A 17,877-nucleotide genomic window follows, 5' to 3' on the forward strand; every position below is an offset into this window, starting at 1 on the left:
CGCCGCTTGACGGCCGTGGTGAGAATGCACCGCAGCGGACGTCCCGCGCGCCGAGGCGACCCGATGCGCCCTCGGATACGCGAGCAGCCAGGAACACCCTGCCTGAGGATGAACCGTGCCCGCCTTCGACCTGGACACCGAACTCACCGCCGAACGCCGCCACCTCAGCGAGTCGCGCGCCGCGCTGGCTCGCATGCGAGGCCGGGCCGAGGCCCTCTTCTCGACCGGCGACCGCGTGGCCGGCGACGCCTACACCGCCGAGCAGCTCGGCCGGCACATGGCCCGCCGCGTCAAGGAGCTGGCCGACGACCCGACCACCCCGCTCTTCTTCGGCCGCCTCGACATCGAGGAAGCGGCCTACCACGTGGGGCGGCGGCACGTCACTGACGACGCCGGCGAGCCGATGGTGCTCGACTGGCGCGCCCCGCTCTCCCGTTCCTTCTACCGCGCCAGCGTCCGTGACCCGCAGGGCGTCGCGACCCGTCGCCGGTTCGGTTTCGTCAAGGGCGAGCTGACCAGCTTCGAGGACGAGCACCTCGACCGCGGCGAGGAACTCGGCACCAGCAGCCGCATCCTGACCGCCGAGATCGAGCGACCGCGTGTCGGCCCGATGCGCGACATCGTGGCGACCATCCAGCCCGAGCAGGACGAACTGGTGCGGGCCGAGATCGCCGACTCGATCTGCGTGCAGGGCGCTCCGGGCACCGGCAAGACCGCCGTCGGCCTGCACCGGGCCGCCTACCTGCTCTATCTGCACCGGGAACGGCTGCGGCGCTCGGGCGTGCTCATCGTCGGGCCGAACACGGCCTTCCTGTCGTACATCTCAGCCGTGCTGCCCGCGCTCGGCGAGGTCGAGGTGCAGCAGGCCACGGTCGAGGAACTCGTCGGGCGGGCGCCGGTACGCGCGGTCGACAGCCCGGCGGCGGCCCTGGTCAAGCACGATGTGCGGATGGCCGAGGTGTTGCGCCGGGCGTTGTGGCGCAAGCTGGCCAAGCCCACCGAGCCGATCATGGTGTCGGACGGCTCGTACCGCTGGCGCATCGATGCCGAGCCGCTGCGCCGGATCGTCGACGAGGCGCGGCGCGACGGACTGCCGTACGCGGTGGGCCGCGAGCGCGTGCGGGCGCGGGTGGTCGGCCTGCTGCAACGCCAGTCGGAGTACCGCACCGGCAACTCGCCGACCGACGCCTGGCTGCGCAAGATGAGCAAGGTGGCGCCGGTGACCGGGTTCCTCGACGCGGCCTGGCCCGCCGTGACGCCCGAAGCCCTGGTGGCCGAGGTGCTGACCGATCCGCCCGAGGGCGTGCTCGACGACGAGGAACGGGCCGCCATCCGCTGGGCCAAGCCGCCGCGCACGGTGAAGGCGGCCAAGTTCAGCCCGGCCGACCTGCTGCTGGTCGACGAGGCGGCCGGACTCCTGGAACGCGAGACGAGCTTCGGCCACGTGGTGATCGACGAGGCCCAGGACCTCTCCCCCATGCAGGCCCGCGCGATCGCCCGGCGCAGCGAGCACGGCTCGATCACCGTGCTCGGCGACCTGGCCCAGGGCACCGCGCCGTGGGCCGCTGCCGAGTGGCGCGAGACTCTGGGCCACCTGGGCAAGCCGGACGCCGCGGTAGTGCCGCTGACCATCGGGTTCCGCGTGCCCGCCTCGGTGCTGACCCTGGCCAACCGCCTGCTGCCGGCGCTCGGCGTCGATGTGCCGGAGGCGGTGTCACTGCGCAGCGACGGCGAACTGGCCGTGGTCCCGGTGGCCGACCCGTCCGATCTGGACGCCGAGACCCTGGTCGAAGTGACCGCGGCCCTGGCCCACGAGGGCTCGGTCGCGCTGATCGCGGCCGACGCGGCGGTCGAGCAGCTGCGGGAGCATCTCGCGGCGGCGGGCATCGAGAACGCGACCCCCGACGACGTCGACTCCGAGGCGCGGGTGACGGTGGTGCCGGCCACGGTGGTCAAGGGCCTCGAGTACGACCATGTGGTCGTCCACGAGCCGGCGGACATCGTCGCCGCCGAACCCAAGGGCCTCAACCGGCTGTACGTGGTGCTCACCCGCGCGGTCTCCCGGCTCTCCGTGGTGCACGCCAAGCCGCTGCCCAGCCCGCTGGGCTGATCACCGAACCAAGACGGCGGGGCCAACTTTATGGCACAAACCTCTTTGACTTTGTGCGGTAAAGTTCTTTGCATGACCCCGATCGACGACGACGCCTCTCCGCTCGACCCGGCCGAGTCGCTCGCCCTCATCGAGCGCGAGCGGGCCAACGTGGGCCGCGACCTCTCGCCCGACCCGCGCCTGATGTTCTGGCCGTGGGGCATCGCCTGGCTCGTCGGCTTCACGCTGTTCTTCCTGCGCTTCGGCCCCGACGGCCGGGTCTTCGTCGACCTGCCGGCCTGGCTTCCGCTGGCTGCCCTCGCGCTCCTCATGATCGCCGCGGGCATCACCACCGGCATCGTCGGCAGCCGGGTCAGCCGCCGAGTCATGGGCCCCAGCAACCGTCAGGGCGCGATGTACGGCATCAGCTGGTCCGTCGCGTTCACCGGCTTCTCCGTCCTCTTCTCGCAGTTCAGCAACGTGCTGCCGGAGGAGGAGGCCGGCCTGTTGTGGGCCGGCGGCATGGTCGCGCTGACCGGCGCGCTGTACATGGCCGGCGCCGCCATCTGGAACGACCGCCAGATGTTCATCCTCGGCGCCTGGACCAGCCTGATCAACATCGCCGGCATCCTGATCGGCCCCGGCTGGCACTCGCTGATCGTCGGGGTCGCCGGGGGCGGCGGCATGATCGCGGCCGGCCTGATCGGCTGGCTGCGGCTGCGATGACCGAACAATCCGACCCGCTGGTCACCGAGCTCGATCCGGTGATCCACGCCCAGGCCCGGCTCCGCGTCGTCTCCGCCCTCTCGGTGCTGCGCGAGGACGACCGGATCACCTTCCCCCAGCTGCAGGAATCGCTGCGGATGACGGCCGGCAACCTCTCCGTCCACCTGCGCAAGCTCGAGGAAGCGGGCTACGTCGAAGTCACCAAGACCCATCACGGCCGGACCCCGGCCACCCTGGTGCGGCTCACCCGCCGCGGGCGGCTGGCCTTCGACGACTACACCGCGGCGCTGCGTGCGCTGCTGAACCCTGAGACCTGAGGAGAAAGCCGTGACTCTGGCCCGTGCCCTCGACGTGTCCCGCCGCTACGGCGACAAGCTCGCGCTCGACCGGGTCTCGTTCGAGGTCCGGGCCGGCGAGCTGGTGGGCCTGCTCGGTCCGAACGGCGCCGGCAAGAGCACCCTCGTCAACCTGCTCACCGGCATCCGCCGCCCGTCGGACGGCCGCGTCGAGCTCTTCGGCGGCGACCCGCGCCGGCCCGGCAGCCGCCGGCAGCTGGGCGTCACCCCGCAGGAGACCGGGCTGCCCGCCTCGCTGCGCATCGGCGAGGTCGTCGACTTCGTCTCCGCCCACTACGACAATCCCCTGCCCAGGGCCGAGCTGCTCGACCGGTTCGGGCTCACCGCTCTCGTACGACGGCAGACCGGCGGATTGTCCGGCGGCGAGAAGCGCCGTGTCGCCGTCGCGCTCGCGTTCGTCGGCCGGCCCCGCATGGTGTTCCTCGACGAGCCCACCACCGGTCTCGACGTACACGCCCGGCGCCTGCTGTGGGACGGCATCCGCTCGTTCTCGGCCGAGGGCGGCACGGTCGTGCTGACCAGCCACTACCTGGAAGAGATCGAGGCCCTGGCCCGGCGGGTGGTGGTGATCGGGGGTGGCCGGGTGCTCGCCGACGACACGGTCGACGCCGTACGCGGCCTGGTCGCCGTCCGCCGGGTCAGCCTGACCGTCCGCGGGCCGCTGCCCGAGCTGACCGGCGTCACCGGCGTCGAACGGGAGGGCGACCGCCTGCACCTGCTGACCGGTGACGCCGACCGGCTGGTGCGCGACCTGGTCACGTACGACGTCGGCTTCGAAGATCTGGAGGTGCGCCCGACCTCGCTGGAGGAGGCGTTCCTCGCCCTGACCCGCGAACCTGCAGCCGCCTGACTCGTCCGAGGACCGTCCCTTTCAGACTGAAGGCTGAGCATCCATGTCATCTCTAGCGCTCACCCATGCCCGTTTCCAGCTGCTCGAGACCATCCGCATCCCGATCGCCGTGTTCGGCAGCGCGTTCTTCCCCTCGGCGGCGATGCTCGCCTTCGTGGTGCCGTTCGTCGGCGACAACGCGGAGTACGCGACCCTGGCCACCGTCTCGATGATCACGTTCTCGGTGATGACGACCAACCTCTTCCAGCACGGCGCGGGGGTCGCGGAGGACCGGGCCCAACCCTGGGATCCGTACGTCCGGGCCCTGCCCGCCGGGGCCATGCCCCGTTTCGCCGGTCGCATCCTCTCCGGCCTCTGCCTCATGGCGGTCTCGTTGGTGCCGGTCGTGCTGATCGCCGCATTTTTCACCGAGGCCACGGTCACCCCGCTCGCCTTCCTGATCACCGCCGCGACCACCTTCGTCATCGCCGTCCCGTTCATCCTCATGGGACTCACGATCGGTTACTCGATGCCGCAGAAGGCCGCGATCGTCGTCGCCCAGGTGCTGTTCTTCCCGCTCGCGTTCCTGGGCGGGCTGATGACCGGCCCCGGCCTGGCGCCCGGCATCGTCGAAAACATCGCGCCCTATCTGCCCACCGGCGGGGCGGCCGGCCTGATGTGGGCGGCCGTGAGCGATATTCCGTACGATTTCCGATCTATCGCCGCACTGGTGGGCTGGACCGCGGTGCTCGGTGGGGGAGCCCTATGGGCCTATCGACGCGATGAGGGTCGGCGATTCAGCTAGAACATCGACACTTAAGCCCGTCCAAAGGTGCACGGTGCGACGATGCGGCCATGACCCCATCGACTCCCGGAGCACCCAGCTGGGTCGATCTCGGCACCGCCGACCTCGCCGACGCGGAAAGGTTCTACACCTCGCTGTTCGGCTGGTCAGCCGAGGTTTCCGGCGACTACGTCACCTTCACCCTGAACGGCCTTCCGGTGGCCGGCGCCGGCCCGCTCTACGGCGCCGGTCAGCCGACGGCCTGGAGCACCTACATCGGCACGAACGACGCCGACGGTGTCACCGCCCGGGTGGCCGCCAACGGCGGCAAGGTTCTGGTGCCGCCGTTCGACGTGCAGGAGCAGGGACGGATGGCGGCCTTCCTCGACCCGGGCGGCGCGCCGTTCAGCGTATGGGAGCCCGGCACGATGCGCGGCGCCGAGCTGTTCGACGTGCCCGGGGCGCTCACCTGGAACGAGCTCAACACCCGCGACCTGGACGGGTCGATGGCCTTCTACCAGTCGGTGTTCGGCTGGCAGTTCCGCAACAGCTCGATGTCCGGGGTTCCGTACGTGGTCGCCAAGGTGCACGAGACACCGGTCTGCGGCATCCAGCCGATGCTGCACGAGCTCTGGCCGGACGACGTCAGTCCGCATTGGATGGTCTACTTCTCGGTGCACGACGTCGACGTCGCGGCCGACCACACCCTCGCCCTGGGCGGCGCTGTGGTCCAGCCCCCGACGACCCTGCCGATCGGCCGTTACGCGGTGCTCTCCGACGCCCAGGGCGGCCTGTTCTCCGTGCTCGCCGGCGCCCGCTAGGGCAGGAGCACGATCTTTCCCGTGACCTGACGGCTCTCGAGCAGGCGGTGGGCTTCCGCCGCCTGCGCGAGTGGCAACGTCGTGACCTCGGGTGTGATCGCACCGCTGGACAGCTGTCCGACGAGGGCCTCGACATCAGTGCGGAATCGGGCGGGATCCTTCCCGACGGCGCTTTCTACGGTGTGCAGGACGAGCCGGGGGCCCGGGGTGAGTTCGGCGCGGGCAATAGCCGCGAACATGCGACCCAGAGCTCGCGTTCGCGATCGCCCGGAGCCGGCAGCGAAGCTGAATCCGTAGGAGACCACCACACCATCGCGGGCAGTGGCCCGGCGGGACCGTGCCCGCGACGGACCGCCGACCGGATCGAAGGTTGCCGCCACCGGGGCCGCACCGATGCCGCATCGGCAACCCACGTCGCGCCAAGCTCCTCCACGCGACCGCGGCGCGGCGGACTGGAAGTTCCGTACACCGTGACGCCGGCCGATCGGGCGATCTGGATGAGCGCCGACCCAACGCCCCCCGCCGCGCCGAGCACGAGAACCGCACTGCCGGGACGCGGCCGAGCTATGTGGTGAAACATTTGGTCGGCGGTTAGGTAATTGAGGAGCAGAGCATCGAGCTTCGCCGGATCAACACCTTGGGGCAGCGGCGCGACATGGGTCGCCTGGCGCGAGCAGATGAGTCGCATAACCACCCGTGCCGACCAGCGCGCCAACGCGCTGCCCGGCGGCGAACTCCGTGACCCCCGGCTCGGTGGCCAGCACCAGCCCGACGGCGTCGAAGCCCAGTACTTCCGGCAGCTTGCCCGGGTTGAGCCCCAGCCTGGTGGTGACGTCGTTGAACGCCACCCCGACCGCCTCGGCGCGAAGAAGAACCTGGCCGGTGCCCAGCACCGGAACCACGCCGGTCTCGACCGCCAGCGCTGTCGGGAGAAGTTACGGGCCGTGGGCTGAATGCGGAAGACCAACAGCACCTGCAGACGTTGTTCGCCAAAGCGCTCAACACGCTGTAGGCGCGTCCGTGGGACATGACTCAGCGGCGAACCGGCACGACGAGCGGTCCGTGCTCGCCCTCGACCACCCGGACCCGTACCCGGTAGTGCCGGGCGAGATTCTCCTCGGTGAGCACCTCGCGCGCGGTGCCCGCCGCGACAACCGTGCCCTCGGCCAGCAGCACCATGCGGTCGGCGTACTCACCCGCGGTGGTCAGGTCGTGCATCGTCATCAGCACGGTCAGGGCGCGCTCGGCCCGCAGGCGGTCGATGAGTTCCAGCACCTCCTGCTGATGTCCGATGTCGAGCGCACTCGTCGGCTCGTCCAGCAGCAGGATCCGCGCGCCTTGAGCCAGTGCCCGGGCCAGGAAGACACGCTGCCGTTCGCCGCCCGACAACGTCTCGAGCCGCCGGCCGGCGAAGCGGGCCACATCCAGCGACTCCAGCACTTCTTCGACGGCAGCGATGTCGGCGGCGGACTCCCGGCCGAGCGGCGGGATATAAGGCGTACGACCCAGGAGCGCGTAATCCAGCACCCGCATGCCCGGCGGAACCGTGGGCGACTGGCTCACCGTGGCGATCGTCCGGGCCCGCTCGCGGCGGTGCAGCCGGTCGACCGGGATGCCGTCGAGCTCGACCGTGCCGGTGCAGGGCAACAGGCCGCCGATCGCGCGCAACGCCGTCGACTTGCCCGCGCCGTTGGGCCCGATCACCGTGACCCACTCGCCCCGGGAAACGTCGAGGGCGATGCCGTCCACAATCAAGTTCCCGTCCAGCCGTACGCGAAGATCCTGAACCCGGATCGCCCGAGCGCTCACGACGTCCCCCGGCTGCGGCGCAGCACCACGATGAAGAACGGCGCCCCGAAGAACGCCGTGATCACGCCGATCGGGATCTCGGCCTGCCCGCCGGCCGTGCGCGCCAGCAGGTCGGCGAGCGCCAGGAAGGCGCCGCCGAACAGCACCGACAGCGGCAGGATCGACCGGTAGCTCGGGCCGGCCAGCAGCCGCATGGTGTGCGGGACGATGATGCCGACGAAGCCGATCAACCCCGAGACCGACACCGCCGCCGCGGTACCCAGCGACGCGGCCACGATCAACAGGTAGCGGCTGCGCTGCGGGTGCAGGCCGAGGCCGGTTGCCTCCTCGTCGCCGACGGTCAGCACATCGAGCTCGCGCCGCTGGGCCAGCACGATGACGGCGGTGACTACGGCGTACGGCAGCACGATGAGCACGTCGTGCCAGCCCGCGGTGGCCAGCCGCCCGAGCAGCCACGAGTACACCTCGCGCAACGTCTCGACGTGGCGCTGCATCAGATAGGTCTGCCCGGCGGCGAGGAACGACGAGACCGCCACCCCGGCCAGGATCAGCGTCGCCGGCGAGCGGTCGCGACCCCCGGCCGCGCCCAGCAGCCAGGTCAGCGCGACCGCCAGCAGCGCGCCGGCGAACGCCGCCACCGGCACCCCGATCGGCAGGTTGGCAGTGGCGTCGCCGGAAGCCCCGGCCCGCAGCGAGATCACCGCGGTCACGCCGAGACCCGCGCCGGCGGCCACCCCGAGCAGGTGCGGGTCGGCCAGCGGATTGCGGAACACGCCCTGGTACGCGGCGCCGGCCAGCGCGAGCAGCCCGCCGACCAGCAGTCCGAGCACCACCCGGGGCAGCCGCAGCTCGGTGAGGATGGCGACCTCACGGGCCGTGAGGCCGCTGTGCAGCTGGACGCCGGGAATCAGATTGAGAAGCTCGATGGCGACGCCGCCCGGCGGCAGCGCGACCGACCCGAAGGCCAGCCCCGCCACCAGCGCGATCAGAACGGCCGCGACACCACCGGCCAGCCAGCCCCCTCGCAGACCAGCCGGCCGGACCCCGCCCCGGTTCTCACGGAGCGTGGTGGTCACCGCCCGGCCGTTCCGGTCACGCCGGTACCTTGGCCACGGCGTCCGCCACCGCGCGCACGAGATCGACGGTCCGCGGACCCCAGCGGGACGCGACGTCGTCGTCGAGCGGGAAGATCTGCTTGGTCTTCACAGCCGTGATCGTGTTCCAGCCCTTGCGGGCGGCTACGGTCTGCGCCGACTGCTGGCAGCATTTGGTGTCGGCCAGGAAGATCGTGTCCGGGTCGGACTTGACCAGCGCCTCCGCCGAGAGCTGCGGGTAGCCGCCCTTGGCGCCGTCCGGGTCGGCGGCGTCGGCCACGTTGGTCAGGCCGAAGAGCGAGAAGATCGAGCCCACGAACGTCTTCGAGGTGACCGTGTAGAGCGTCGGGTCGAGCTCGTAGTAGTAGCTGAGCGGCGCGCTGCGGGCAGGCACGTCCTTGACGATCTTGTCGATGTCAGCCTTCATCCGCGCGGTCAGCACGTCGGCCTCCGCCCGATGCCCGGTCAGCGTGCCCAGATCACCGATCTCCCGGTACGTGTCGTCGAGGTCGGCCGCGGCCGCGACGAGCAGCACCGGGATCTTCAGCCGGTCCAGCTGCGCGACGATCTTGTCGATGTCGTTGGAGAGCACCACCAGGTCGGGGTCCTTCGCCGCGATCGCCTCGGCGTTGGGCTTGAAGCCGGAGAGGTCGGTCTTCGGCGCATCGGCCGGATGGTTCGACTGATCGTCGACCGCCGTCACCTGCTGTCCGGCCCCGATCGCGAACAGCATCTCGGTGGCCGTCGCGCTGAGCGAGACGATCTTCTCGGGTCGCTGGTCGAGCGTGAGGTCGCCCACCGTCACCGGGTACGACGCGGCAGCCGCACCCGACGGCTGATCGCCCGTGGGCCCGGCCGTGTCGTCGTTGCCGCCGCAGGCGCCGGCCAGCAGCAGCGTGGTCGCCGCGAGCGCGGTTATCAGTGCACGTTTCATGAGGTCCTCCGGTCGGCCGGGTGCTGTGCCGACGGGCGTCGGCCGGGTGCTTCGCCGACAGGGCCCCAGGGGTGGTCTGTCCGCGAGGCGCCCCTCCCCGGGAGCGCTTGTTCGCGACCGGCGTCCAGGCGACCTGGCTCGACCCCTCGGAGGAAGGTCACACAGTTGCGGGACAGCGCCGGGTTCACACCGGCTTCGCTGAACGCGGTCCCTCCGACGCTATCCCACCCCTGATCAACGGGGCGGTTCGGCGCTCTTCTGCTGCTGCGGAGCGGCGGCCCGGTCGCCCTCGGCGGCCGCTTCCTCGTCGCCGGCCAGCGCGGCGCGCAGCCGCTCCTTCTCGGCCGAGCGACGGCCCGCGACGCCGACGAGCTGCTCGTTCATCTGGTTGCGCCACTTGGCGAGCAGGAAGAACGACGCGACGGCCGACACCAGGATCGCGATCATGCCGGTCACCAGAATGTTGAGCGGGAGGGGCGAGAGCAGCGCGAGAACCACCACGAACAGGCCGATCCGGCCGAGCGTGTATTTGATGGCGGGGCTCATGTCTCCCTCTCGTCAGCCCACGCGGTGACTGAGCCACCGCAGACCGTAGAACCAGATCAGGCAATAGACCACAGTAAAGGCGGCCGCGCCGAACAGACCGCTGACCAGCGTCGGGAACTGGGTGGCGGCCAAGCCGGCGATCGTCATGCCGGCGGTCACCGCGAAGCCGGCGCCGAGCAGAGCGACCACAACGCGCGAGGCGCCGTAGCCCTCGGCCCGGAACTCTTCGACGAACAGCCACACCGGCAGGATGATCGCGAGCCAGCCGCTGGTGTTTCCGAACTCGGAGACCCGGGTCAGCGACAGGATCGCCTCGAGGATCAACAGCAGGACGGCTCCGGTCACCAGCCCGGCCAGCGCGGTGCCGACGAGGTCGCCGATGGTCGCCAGGCGTCCGCTGGCGTCCCGGCGTGGGCGGCGGGTGCTTTTCGTGTCGGTCATGACACCTTGCAGGGTACGCGCCCGGCTCAGGCCCAGACCTGCTGCGGTTCGCTGCGCCGCAGGGCCAGGGAGGGCGCCGGCTCGTGCTCGGTCACGACCTCGTGGCGGGCGTCGCGCTCGACCGGCCGGAAGCCCGCGTCCCAGATGAGAGTGAGCAACTCGTCGCGGTCGGCGGACCCCTCGGGGCCGTCGAGGTCGTCGGCGCCGAAGTTGAGTGTGAGCTGGGCGATCGGCAGGTCGTGGGTGGCCCAGGAACACGTCACGTGGCGCACGTTGTCGAGCAGCAGGCGGGACACGGCGAACGTCTTCAGCGTCTCGGTCGGCGCCGCCGCCCTGGCCTCGCCCTCGGGCTGGTGCCGCACCGGGGCGAAGGCCGGCACGTCGCCCGTCGCGTCCTGCTGGTCGCGCAGCCGCAGCACGTGATCGACGCGGTCGCCCGCACTCTCGAGACGGCCGTAGATCATGGCGGCAACCTCGGACGGCGGGCCGGCGTTGAAGGTCACCCGGTCGCCGTTGAGCTGGGTGCGCCGGTGGTGGGCCAGGCGGCCGAGCCAGGCCAGGTCGTCGCAGGCGTAGAGGGCCTCGCCGTCGGCCCGGTTCAGCCGCTCGCCGGCATAGACCTTGGCCTCCAGCTCACGCTTCAACCCGGCATCCATCTGGTGCGCCCCTCTCGACAACTGCCGTCGAGAGTACTTCTCCCCTCCCTCGAACCGCCGGGCGCCGGTGTCCGGCGGGTGCCCGCGTGGTGCCGTTCGCCGGATTCCCAGCCTTCTTTCACCTGGGATCAATCGACAGGCATGCGAGCTTTGATGTAAGTCTTTAGGGGGACGGCACGCGGCGCGAAGCGTCGCGACGGGACGGGGAGCACATGGCGACAGCAAGAGTCGGTGTCCGGCGATCACGCAACGTACGCCCATGGTGGCGCCCCGTTGCGTTCTCCGCCGTGGCTGCCACCATTGCCGCCCTGTTCCAGCCCGTTCCCGCCCTGGCCGACCCGGCCACCGCCCCGCAGGACACATTCAATCTGGCCGTGCCCGATGTCGGCTCCCGCCCGGCAGCGCTCGGCACCCTGACCCTCCCCGGCCAGAAGGCGCCCACCACGAGCACGATCACGTCGCTGCCCGGCGCCGCCACCAACCCGGCCCTCCAGCGGATCGAGAAGGGTCGCAACGAGATCGCGGGCATGGGCGACAAGCTGATCCAGGCCGAGCAGGATCGTGACCTGGCCAAGGCCCAGGCTGAGGCTGCCCGCCTTAAGTACGAACAGGCTTCGGTCAACCTTCAGCAGGCGCAGGCGGCCGCGGCTGACGCCGCAGCCCAGGCCGTGATCGACGCCGCCGGCCTGCCACCCGGTGGCGCCGGCGGGGTCAACAGCCTCGACGAGCTGGCCCGTCTGCAGCGTGGCCAGGGCACCGCCCAGGCCATCGCCCGCCAGATCGAACTGGCCCAGGTCACCGCGCAGCTCGCGCTCGACGAACAGGCGCTGAGCACCGAGCGCCAGACCGAGTTCGCCGCGGCCTACAAGACCCTTCAGACCCAGCTGACCCGCAAGCAGACCGCACAGCAGGCCCTCGAGCTGGCCAACGCCGACGCGCTGGCCGCCGCCGAGGCGAGCCAGGCCGGCGTCGACAGCGCACTCGGCTCGGGCTACCTGGCCGGTCCCGAGGCTGGTCGCGGCGCCGACGCCAAGGCCATCGGGGCGCTCAACTTCGCGCTGGCCCAGCGCGGCGACCCGTACGTCTGGTCCGAGGAAGGCCCCGACGAGTACGACTGCTCCGGTCTCATGTGGGCGGCCTACCGGTCGGTGGGCTTCCAGCTCAACCGCGTCTCGCGCGACCAGTACTGGCAGACCCGCCAAAGGGTCGTGTCGCGTTACTCGCTGCTCCCGGGCGACCTGCTCTTCTTCAGCCACACCAACAGCTGGCGGGGCATCCACCACGTCGCGATGTACGCCGGCAACGGCATGATGGTCGAGGCCCCGCGCACCGGCCTCAACGTGCGGCTGACCCCGGTCCGCTGGTCCCGGCTGTTCCAGGCCACCCGCGTCTTCGGCTCGATCGAGGGCATCGTGCCCGGCCCCGAGCTCGGCGATCCCGATCCCGATCCGCCGACGACGCCGGACAACCCGACGCCGACGACCCCGCCGACCAGCACCACGCCGCCGACCGGCCCGTCGACACCGCCCAAGACGCCGTCGACACCGCCCAAGACGCCGTCGACGCCGCCCAAGACTCCGTCCACGCCGCCGACCACCCCGTCGACGCCACCCACGACCCCGTCCACGCCGCCGACCACCCCGTCGACGCCACCCACGACCCCGTCGACCCCGCCGACCACCCCGTCGACGCCGCCGACGACCACGAAGGCGCCCGACCCCGACCCGACGACCAACCCGCCGAACACGAACCCGCCGGCGACCACGGCGCCGCCCGCGGGTGGCGGCGACTCGGAAAGCCCGTCGGGCGGCTCGAGCTCCGGCGGTCAGTCCAGCTCGGCCTCGACCCCGACCCGCAGCTCGGCCTCGACCCCGACCCGCACGACCAGCTCGGCCAACGCCACCGAGTCGTCCCAGGGTTCGGCCCCGGCGTCCTCTTCGGGGTCCTGAGGCGCGGGGTGTCCGCTTCGGGCTCCGTGTACGGGCCGGCGTCCGCCACGAGGTGCTCGAAATTTGCCTTTCCGGTGCTCAACGCCCGGCCGGGGGCATGGTCCGGTTGATGCCGGGTGTGCTGACGCGCGCGGATATGGCACGGTTATGGGCAGCGCCCGGCGACCGAATCCGTCGGCATGCGGCGGTCGGGAGGTTCCATGGACGAGCGGCAGGCGAACTCGGACGGCGACGGCAAGAAGCCGCCCGCTGCGGGGACGCCGGTGGTCGGCGATCAGGACGGGTATGCCCCTCCCCCGCCGCCCGCGCCGGGTGCCCTGTGGGCCGCCAAGAAGCCGGGCCAGAGCGCAGGCAGCGGCAGCAGCTCCACCGGTTCCAGCAGCCCCGCCGGCACTAATGGCTCCGGCGGTACCAGCAGCTCCACCCGGACGAGCGGCTCCGCCGGCATGAGCAACCCCGCCGGCACCAGCGGCTCCGCCAGTCCCGCCGGCACGAGCGTCTCCGGCAGTGGCGCCGAGTCCGACGTCGCCGGCTCCTCCCGCGGCAACGGCAAGTCCGGCAGCGACGGCGCGTTCGGCACCGCTGGCTCGTCCCGCGGTAGCGGCACGTCCGACACCGACAGCGCGTCCGGCACCGAGAGCCCGTCCCGCGGCAACGGCACGCCCAGCACCGACAGCGCGTCCGGCACCGAGAGCCCGTCCCGCGGCAACGGCAAGTCCGAGACCAACGGCCCGTCCGGCAGCGGCAGCGGCAGCGGCAGCGGCAGCGGCAGCGGCAGCGGCAGCGGCAAGTTTGAGACCGACGGCCCGTCTCGCGGCAGCGGCAAGTCCGGCAGCGACGGCAGAGCTGTCGGGTCGGCCCGGCCGACCAGCCCGGCCGCTTCCGAGTTCTTTCCCGAGCGGGTCGACGGCGCCAGCCGGCGCCTGCCGACGACCCTCGGCACTGGCGCCGCCCGCGCCAGCGTGCCCGGGTCGATCAACCCCGAGTCGGCCGACGCTGTTCGCGCGACCGGCTGGGGCACCGGCGAGGCCAAGGTCTACGGCAGCAGCAGCGCGTCCGGCGCCAAGGTCGTGACCTCGACGGTCTCCGCCTCGGCCCCCGTCTCCGCAGCTCCGTCCGCGCCCATCGTGGCCTCCACGCCGCCCGCCCCCACCTCGGCCCCGCCGACTCCGGCCTCCGCACCTCCCGCCCCCACCTCGGCCTCGGCCTCCGGGCCTCCCGCCCCCACTTCTGCCCCGGCCTCCGCGCCACCCGCGCCGGGTCAAGAGAGCCGGTCAGTGGTGGCGCGGGCCCGGGTCGCAGCTCCGAAGACAACCGAGCCCAGCGACCCGGCCGATCCCGAGCCCGGCCGCCCGGAGCCCGAGCGTCCCGCTCCCGTGCCCTCGCCGCCGCCGTCGCGCCCTCAGCCGCCCAAGCCGACGCCGCCGCCGTCGCGCCCCCAGCCACCCAAGCCGACGCCGCCGCCCGGCCGCCCCGAGCCGGATCCGGTCCCGGCCCCGCCGACACCCGGTCCTTTCCCGGCGCCCACCCCGGGCCCGTTCCCGACTCCGACTCCCGACCCGACGCCTGCGCCGACGCCCGGCCCCGCGCCGGTCCCGTCGCCCAGCCCCACGCCGCCCGGCCCGATCCCGCCCGGCCCCGGCCCCTCGCCCACACCTCCCGGTCCGGGTCCCTCGCCGGTGCCGCCGAGCCCAGGCCCGTCCCCGGTGCCGCCCGGCCCCGGCCCGAGCCCCACTCCGCCGCCGCCCGGTCCGAGCCCCGTGCCCGGCCCACCGCAGCCGGTCGTCCCGCCGCCGCCGATGATCGCGACGGGCGGCACCGGCCTGCCCTCGTACACCGTGCCGCCGTCCACCTCGAGCCGCCCCACGCCCGCCACCACCCCGTTCGGGGTCGGCGAGCCGCACGAAAACCAGGCGCCGTTCGGATCGAGATCACCTCAGCCGTTCGGTTCCCCGGATCCGCCGGCCGAGCCGACACAGGCCATGCCGAAGACGTTCGGCTCGCCGGCCGAGCCGGCACAGGCCACGCCGAAGACGTTCGGCTCGCCCGCTGAGCCGACACAGGCCGCGCCGAAGACGTTCGGTGCGCCGGCTCAGCCGACGCAGGCCGCGCCGAAGACGTTCGGGCCGCCGGCCGAGCCGACACAGGTCGTACCCACGGAGTCGGCCACTCGGGTCAGCGACGACGTCCCGGCTTACCCGCCAGGTTTCGACCCCGAGCCGACGATGGCAGTCCCGCAGCAACGGATGCAGCCGGGCACGGTGTACGGCACCGGCGGCTACGAGACGATCGACGCCACGATGCCGGTCTCGACCAACGCGGTGGAGAATTCCGGGTCGTTAACCGGACACATCCTGGCCCAGGGCTGGCGGGACGAGGTCATCGACCGGCGCCGCGGCAACCTCAAGGTCGCGGTGGCCATGCTGGTGGTGTTGGGCCTGCTGGTGACGGTCAGCATCGTGTTCCTGCTGACCGCCGGCAGCTCGTTCAGCGACTGGATCGGCGGCGTATTCTCTTGACCTGGGGCGATCGGCCCGGCCGGTTCCCGGATTTGGCGTAGAGCCGATCACGACCTACGCTGGCATGGTTTGTGCGCCGGGCTCGTTTCCGTGCGGTCCGCGTGCGCCAGGTCAGGGGTGAGCCTGCCCACTACCAGCGCGGAATGCGGTCGGCGAACCAAACGTTGAGCCGTACACTTATGACAGTTATTGAGCGGCGTGCCCCCCTGGCACGCCACGGGCGTTCTTGCGGGCATTTCAGCGGTCGGCTCTCAGCAGCCACGGCGGGCCATTCGCGAGCATGCGCCCCCGTAGAGAGGTTCTCTTGACCACTTTCGCTGATCCCAGCACGTTCCCGTCCGTCTTCGAAACCCGTTCCACCGACGAGCAGCCCGCCGTCGAGACCACCGAGACCGTGGTCATCGAGGCCCCGGCCGACGAGACCTCCGCCACGGCCGAGCCGGCCGCCGAGGCCACGCAGGTTGTCGAGGCCACGCAGGTTGTCGAGGCCGCACAGGTCGTCGAGCCGACCACCGAGGCCGCGCAGGTTGCCGAGGCGACCGCCGAGGCTGTCGAGACCGTCGAGACCCCCGTTGTTCTTCCGAGCTTCGCCGAGCTGGGCGTTCCGGCCGAGTTGGTGCGCGTCCTCAGCCGTGAGGGCATCACCACCCCGTTCGAGATCCAGGCAGCGACGATGCCCGACGCCCTGGCCGGCCGCGACGTGCTCGGCCGGGGCCAGACCGGCTCCGGCAAGACCCTGGCGTTCGGCCTGCCGCTGCTGGCCCGCGTCGCCCAGGGCGGCCGCGCCCGCCCCCACCACCCCAAGGCCCTGATCCTGGTGCCGACGCGTGAGCTGGCGATGCAGGTCGCCGACGCGCTGATGCCGCTGGGCCGGTCGGTCGGTGTCTTCCTCAAGACAGCCGTCGGCGGGGTTCCGTACGACCGCCAGATGGACGCTCTGCGCCGCGGCGTCGAGGTCATGGTGGCCACGCCGGGCCGCCTCGGCGACCTGATCGAGCGGGGCGCCTGCAAGCTCGACGACATCGAGATCACCGTTCTCGACGAGGCCGACCAGATGGCCGACATGGGCTTCCTGCCCGAGGTCACCGACCTGCTGTCCAAGACCCCTGAGAACGCGCAGCGGCTGCTGTTCTCGGCCACACTCGACGGTGACGTCGACGCGCTGGTCAAGCGGTTCATGCACGACCCGGTCACGCACTCCACGGACCCGTCCGAGGCGAGCGTGTCCACCATGGATCACCACCTGCTGCTGATCCCGCCGCACGACAAGTTCCCGATCGCCGCGTCGATCGCCAACCGGACCGGCAAGACGATCGTCTTCGCCCGCACCCAGATGGGCGTCGACCGGCTCCAGGAGCAGCTGCGGCAGGTCGGCGTCCGGGCCGGCGCGCTGCACGGCGGCAAGACCCAGCGGGTCCGCACCCGCACGCTCGCCGAGTTCAAGGAGGGCCGCACCAACGTCCTCGTGGCGACGGACGTGGCCGCCCGCGGCATCCACGTCGACGGCATCTCGCTCGTCATGCACGTGGACCCGCCCAAGGACCCGAAGGACTACCTGCACCGTGCGGGCCGCACCGCCCGGGCCGGCGAGTCCGGCGCGGTCGTCACGCTGGTCCTGCCCAAGCAGCGCCGCACCACCCAGGCCATGATGTCGAAGGCCGGTGTCGCGCCGACCGAGACGCGGGTGCGCCTGGGCGACGAGAAGCTGGCCGAGATCACGGGCGCCTCCGCACCGAGCGGCGTCCCCGTAATCGAGGAGCCGGAGCCTCGTCGCGAGCGCGGCGACCGCCCGCGCGGCCGCTTCGGCGACCGTCCGCAGCGGTCGTACGGCGACCGTCCCCGCGGCTCGTACGGCGACCGTCCGCGTGGTGACCGTCCGGAGCGGTCGTACGGTGACCGTCCGCAGCGGTCCCACGACGACCGTCCCAGCAGTGACCGTCCGCAACGTTCCTACGGCGACCGCCCCGCCGGCGAGCGCGGCTCGTTCGGTGACCGTCCGCGTGGTGACCGTCCGCAGCGGTCGTACGGCGACCGTCCCGAGCGGGGCGGCTTCGGCGAGCGTTCCGGCGGCGACCGTGGCGGCTACAGCGGCGGCGGCGACCGTGGCGGCTACAGCGGCGGCGGCGACCGCGGTGGCTTCAGCGGCGGCGACCGCCCGCGCGGCGAGGCCGGCTACGGCCGTAACGGCGAGCGGGCCGGCAACTTCCGGCGCGACAGCAACCAGCGCAACGACCGCCGTGAGGGCCCCGCGGGCCGCTTCGGCACGCCGCGCCCGGCTCGCAGCTACTGAACGACCCCATAAGCACCATCCGTGACGCCCGGCA

The 17,877-nt window shown here is 72.0% G+C and carries 17 protein-coding genes and 1 riboswitch; of the genes, 9 read left to right on the forward strand and 8 right to left on the reverse strand.

Annotation, left to right across the window (positions count from 1 at the left end):
- The first annotated feature begins 115 nt into the window (after window positions 1–115).
- The 6 genes from KXC43_RS31555 to KXC43_RS31580 all read left to right on the forward strand — a co-directional run bounded on the left by KXC43_RS31555 (window position 116) and on the right by KXC43_RS31580 (window position 5,605).
- A complete protein-coding gene (locus KXC43_RS31555) occupies window positions 116–2,110 on the forward strand; it encodes a HelD family protein (protein ID WP_221379828.1) in 1,995 nt (664 codons plus the stop codon).
- Between the two features lie 72 nt (window positions 2,111–2,182).
- Complete coding sequence (locus KXC43_RS31560) at window positions 2,183–2,815, forward strand: transporter (RefSeq protein WP_221379829.1); 633 nt, start codon at window positions 2,183–2,185, stop codon at window positions 2,813–2,815.
- Complete coding sequence (locus KXC43_RS31565) at window positions 2,812–3,132, forward strand: winged helix-turn-helix domain-containing protein (RefSeq protein ID WP_221379830.1); 321 nt, start codon at window positions 2,812–2,814, stop codon at window positions 3,130–3,132. The genes KXC43_RS31560 and KXC43_RS31565 overlap by 4 nt, the downstream gene beginning before the upstream one ends.
- Before the next feature lie 10 nt (window positions 3,133–3,142).
- Window positions 3,143–4,021, forward strand: a complete 879-nt coding sequence (locus tag KXC43_RS31570; RefSeq protein WP_221379831.1) for an ABC transporter ATP-binding protein — start codon at window positions 3,143–3,145, stop codon at window positions 4,019–4,021.
- A gap of 43 nt (window positions 4,022–4,064) precedes the next feature.
- Window positions 4,065–4,805: an ABC transporter permease gene (locus tag KXC43_RS31575; RefSeq protein ID WP_221379832.1), complete on the forward strand. Its 741-nt coding sequence runs from the start codon at window positions 4,065–4,067 to the stop codon at window positions 4,803–4,805.
- A gap of 50 nt (window positions 4,806–4,855) precedes the next feature.
- The gene (locus KXC43_RS31580) at window positions 4,856–5,605 is read left to right on the forward strand and encodes a VOC family protein (RefSeq protein WP_221379833.1); all 750 of its coding nucleotides are present in this window, start codon (window positions 4,856–4,858) and stop codon (window positions 5,603–5,605) included.
- Here the strand turns inward: KXC43_RS31580 and KXC43_RS31585 are convergent.
- The 8 genes from KXC43_RS31585 to KXC43_RS31620 form a co-directional block, all read right to left on the reverse strand.
- Window positions 5,602–6,018: a zinc-binding dehydrogenase gene (locus KXC43_RS31585; protein ID WP_308129344.1), complete on the reverse strand. Its 417-nt coding sequence runs from the start codon at window positions 6,016–6,018 to the stop codon at window positions 5,602–5,604. The two genes, KXC43_RS31580 and KXC43_RS31585, sit on opposite strands and share 4 nt — an antisense overlap.
- A gap of 216 nt (window positions 6,019–6,234) precedes the next feature.
- Window positions 6,235–6,507, reverse strand: coding sequence for an alcohol dehydrogenase catalytic domain-containing protein (locus tag KXC43_RS31590; RefSeq protein ID WP_221379835.1), 273 nt, complete (start codon window positions 6,505–6,507; stop codon window positions 6,235–6,237).
- 130 nt (window positions 6,508–6,637) lie between these two features.
- Window positions 6,638–7,414, reverse strand: coding sequence for an ABC transporter ATP-binding protein (locus KXC43_RS31595; RefSeq protein ID WP_221379836.1), 777 nt, complete (start codon window positions 7,412–7,414; stop codon window positions 6,638–6,640).
- A complete protein-coding gene (locus tag KXC43_RS31600) occupies window positions 7,411–8,490 on the reverse strand; it encodes a FecCD family ABC transporter permease (protein ID WP_221379837.1) in 1,080 nt (359 codons plus the stop codon). The genes KXC43_RS31595 and KXC43_RS31600 overlap by 4 nt, the downstream gene beginning before the upstream one ends.
- A gap of 16 nt (window positions 8,491–8,506) precedes the next feature.
- A complete protein-coding gene (locus tag KXC43_RS31605) occupies window positions 8,507–9,442 on the reverse strand; it encodes an ABC transporter substrate-binding protein (protein WP_221379838.1) in 936 nt (311 codons plus the stop codon).
- Window positions 9,443–9,551: 109 nt separating this feature from the next.
- Window positions 9,552–9,692: riboswitch (cobalamin riboswitch) on the reverse strand.
- Window positions 9,677–9,988 (reverse strand): DUF4229 domain-containing protein, encoded by a 312-nt coding sequence (locus KXC43_RS31610; protein WP_221379839.1) that lies wholly within the window; start codon window positions 9,986–9,988, stop codon window positions 9,677–9,679. (Overlaps the previous riboswitch by 16 nt.)
- A gap of 12 nt (window positions 9,989–10,000) precedes the next feature.
- Window positions 10,001–10,429, reverse strand: coding sequence for a hypothetical protein (locus KXC43_RS31615; protein WP_221379840.1), 429 nt, complete (start codon window positions 10,427–10,429; stop codon window positions 10,001–10,003).
- 26 nt (window positions 10,430–10,455) lie between these two features.
- Window positions 10,456–11,085: a hypothetical protein gene (locus tag KXC43_RS31620; protein ID WP_221379841.1), complete on the reverse strand. Its 630-nt coding sequence runs from the start codon at window positions 11,083–11,085 to the stop codon at window positions 10,456–10,458.
- A 287-nt stretch (window positions 11,086–11,372) separates the two neighbouring features.
- Here KXC43_RS31620 and KXC43_RS31625 point away from each other — a divergent pair, with 287 nt between their 5' ends.
- From KXC43_RS31625 to KXC43_RS31635, 3 genes are all read left to right on the forward strand, one after another.
- Window positions 11,373–13,034, forward strand: coding sequence for a C40 family peptidase (locus tag KXC43_RS31625; protein ID WP_308129345.1), 1,662 nt, complete (start codon window positions 11,373–11,375; stop codon window positions 13,032–13,034).
- A 200-nt stretch (window positions 13,035–13,234) separates the two neighbouring features.
- Window positions 13,235–15,553: a hypothetical protein gene (locus tag KXC43_RS31630; protein WP_221379843.1), complete on the forward strand. Its 2,319-nt coding sequence runs from the start codon at window positions 13,235–13,237 to the stop codon at window positions 15,551–15,553.
- A 304-nt stretch (window positions 15,554–15,857) separates the two neighbouring features.
- Window positions 15,858–17,843, forward strand: coding sequence for a DEAD/DEAH box helicase (locus tag KXC43_RS31635; RefSeq protein ID WP_255645125.1), 1,986 nt, complete (start codon window positions 15,858–15,860; stop codon window positions 17,841–17,843).
- The last annotated feature ends 34 nt before the right edge of the window (window positions 17,844–17,877 follow it).

Origin of the sequence: Paractinoplanes polyasparticus (assembly GCF_019710575.1) — a bacterium.
Classification (GTDB): Bacteria; Actinomycetota; Actinomycetes; order Mycobacteriales; family Micromonosporaceae; genus Actinoplanes; species Actinoplanes polyasparticus.

What these genes read in the sequence shown, in the direction of transcription:
- KXC43_RS31560 (WP_221379829.1), top strand. Translation starts at nt 2,183, where the DNA reads ATGACCCCGATCGACGACGACGCCTCTCCGCTCGACCCGGCCGAGTCG.
- KXC43_RS31565 (WP_221379830.1), top strand. Translation starts at nt 2,812, where the DNA reads ATGACCGAACAATCCGACCCGCTGGTCACCGAGCTCGATCCGGTGATC.
- KXC43_RS31575 (WP_221379832.1), top strand. Translation starts at nt 4,065, where the DNA reads ATGTCATCTCTAGCGCTCACCCATGCCCGTTTCCAGCTGCTCGAGACC.
- KXC43_RS31580 (WP_221379833.1), top strand. Translation starts at nt 4,856, where the DNA reads ATGACCCCATCGACTCCCGGAGCACCCAGCTGGGTCGATCTCGGCACC.
- KXC43_RS31605 (WP_221379838.1), bottom strand. Translation starts at nt 9,442, where the DNA reads ATGAAACGTGCACTGATAACCGCGCTCGCGGCGACCACGCTGCTGCTG.
- KXC43_RS31610 (WP_221379839.1), bottom strand. Translation starts at nt 9,988, where the DNA reads ATGAGCCCCGCCATCAAATACACGCTCGGCCGGATCGGCCTGTTCGTG.
- KXC43_RS31615 (WP_221379840.1), bottom strand. Translation starts at nt 10,429, where the DNA reads ATGACCGACACGAAAAGCACCCGCCGCCCACGCCGGGACGCCAGCGGA.
- KXC43_RS31620 (WP_221379841.1), bottom strand. Translation starts at nt 11,085, where the DNA reads ATGGATGCCGGGTTGAAGCGTGAGCTGGAGGCCAAGGTCTATGCCGGC.
- KXC43_RS31630 (WP_221379843.1), top strand. Translation starts at nt 13,235, where the DNA reads ATGGACGAGCGGCAGGCGAACTCGGACGGCGACGGCAAGAAGCCGCCC.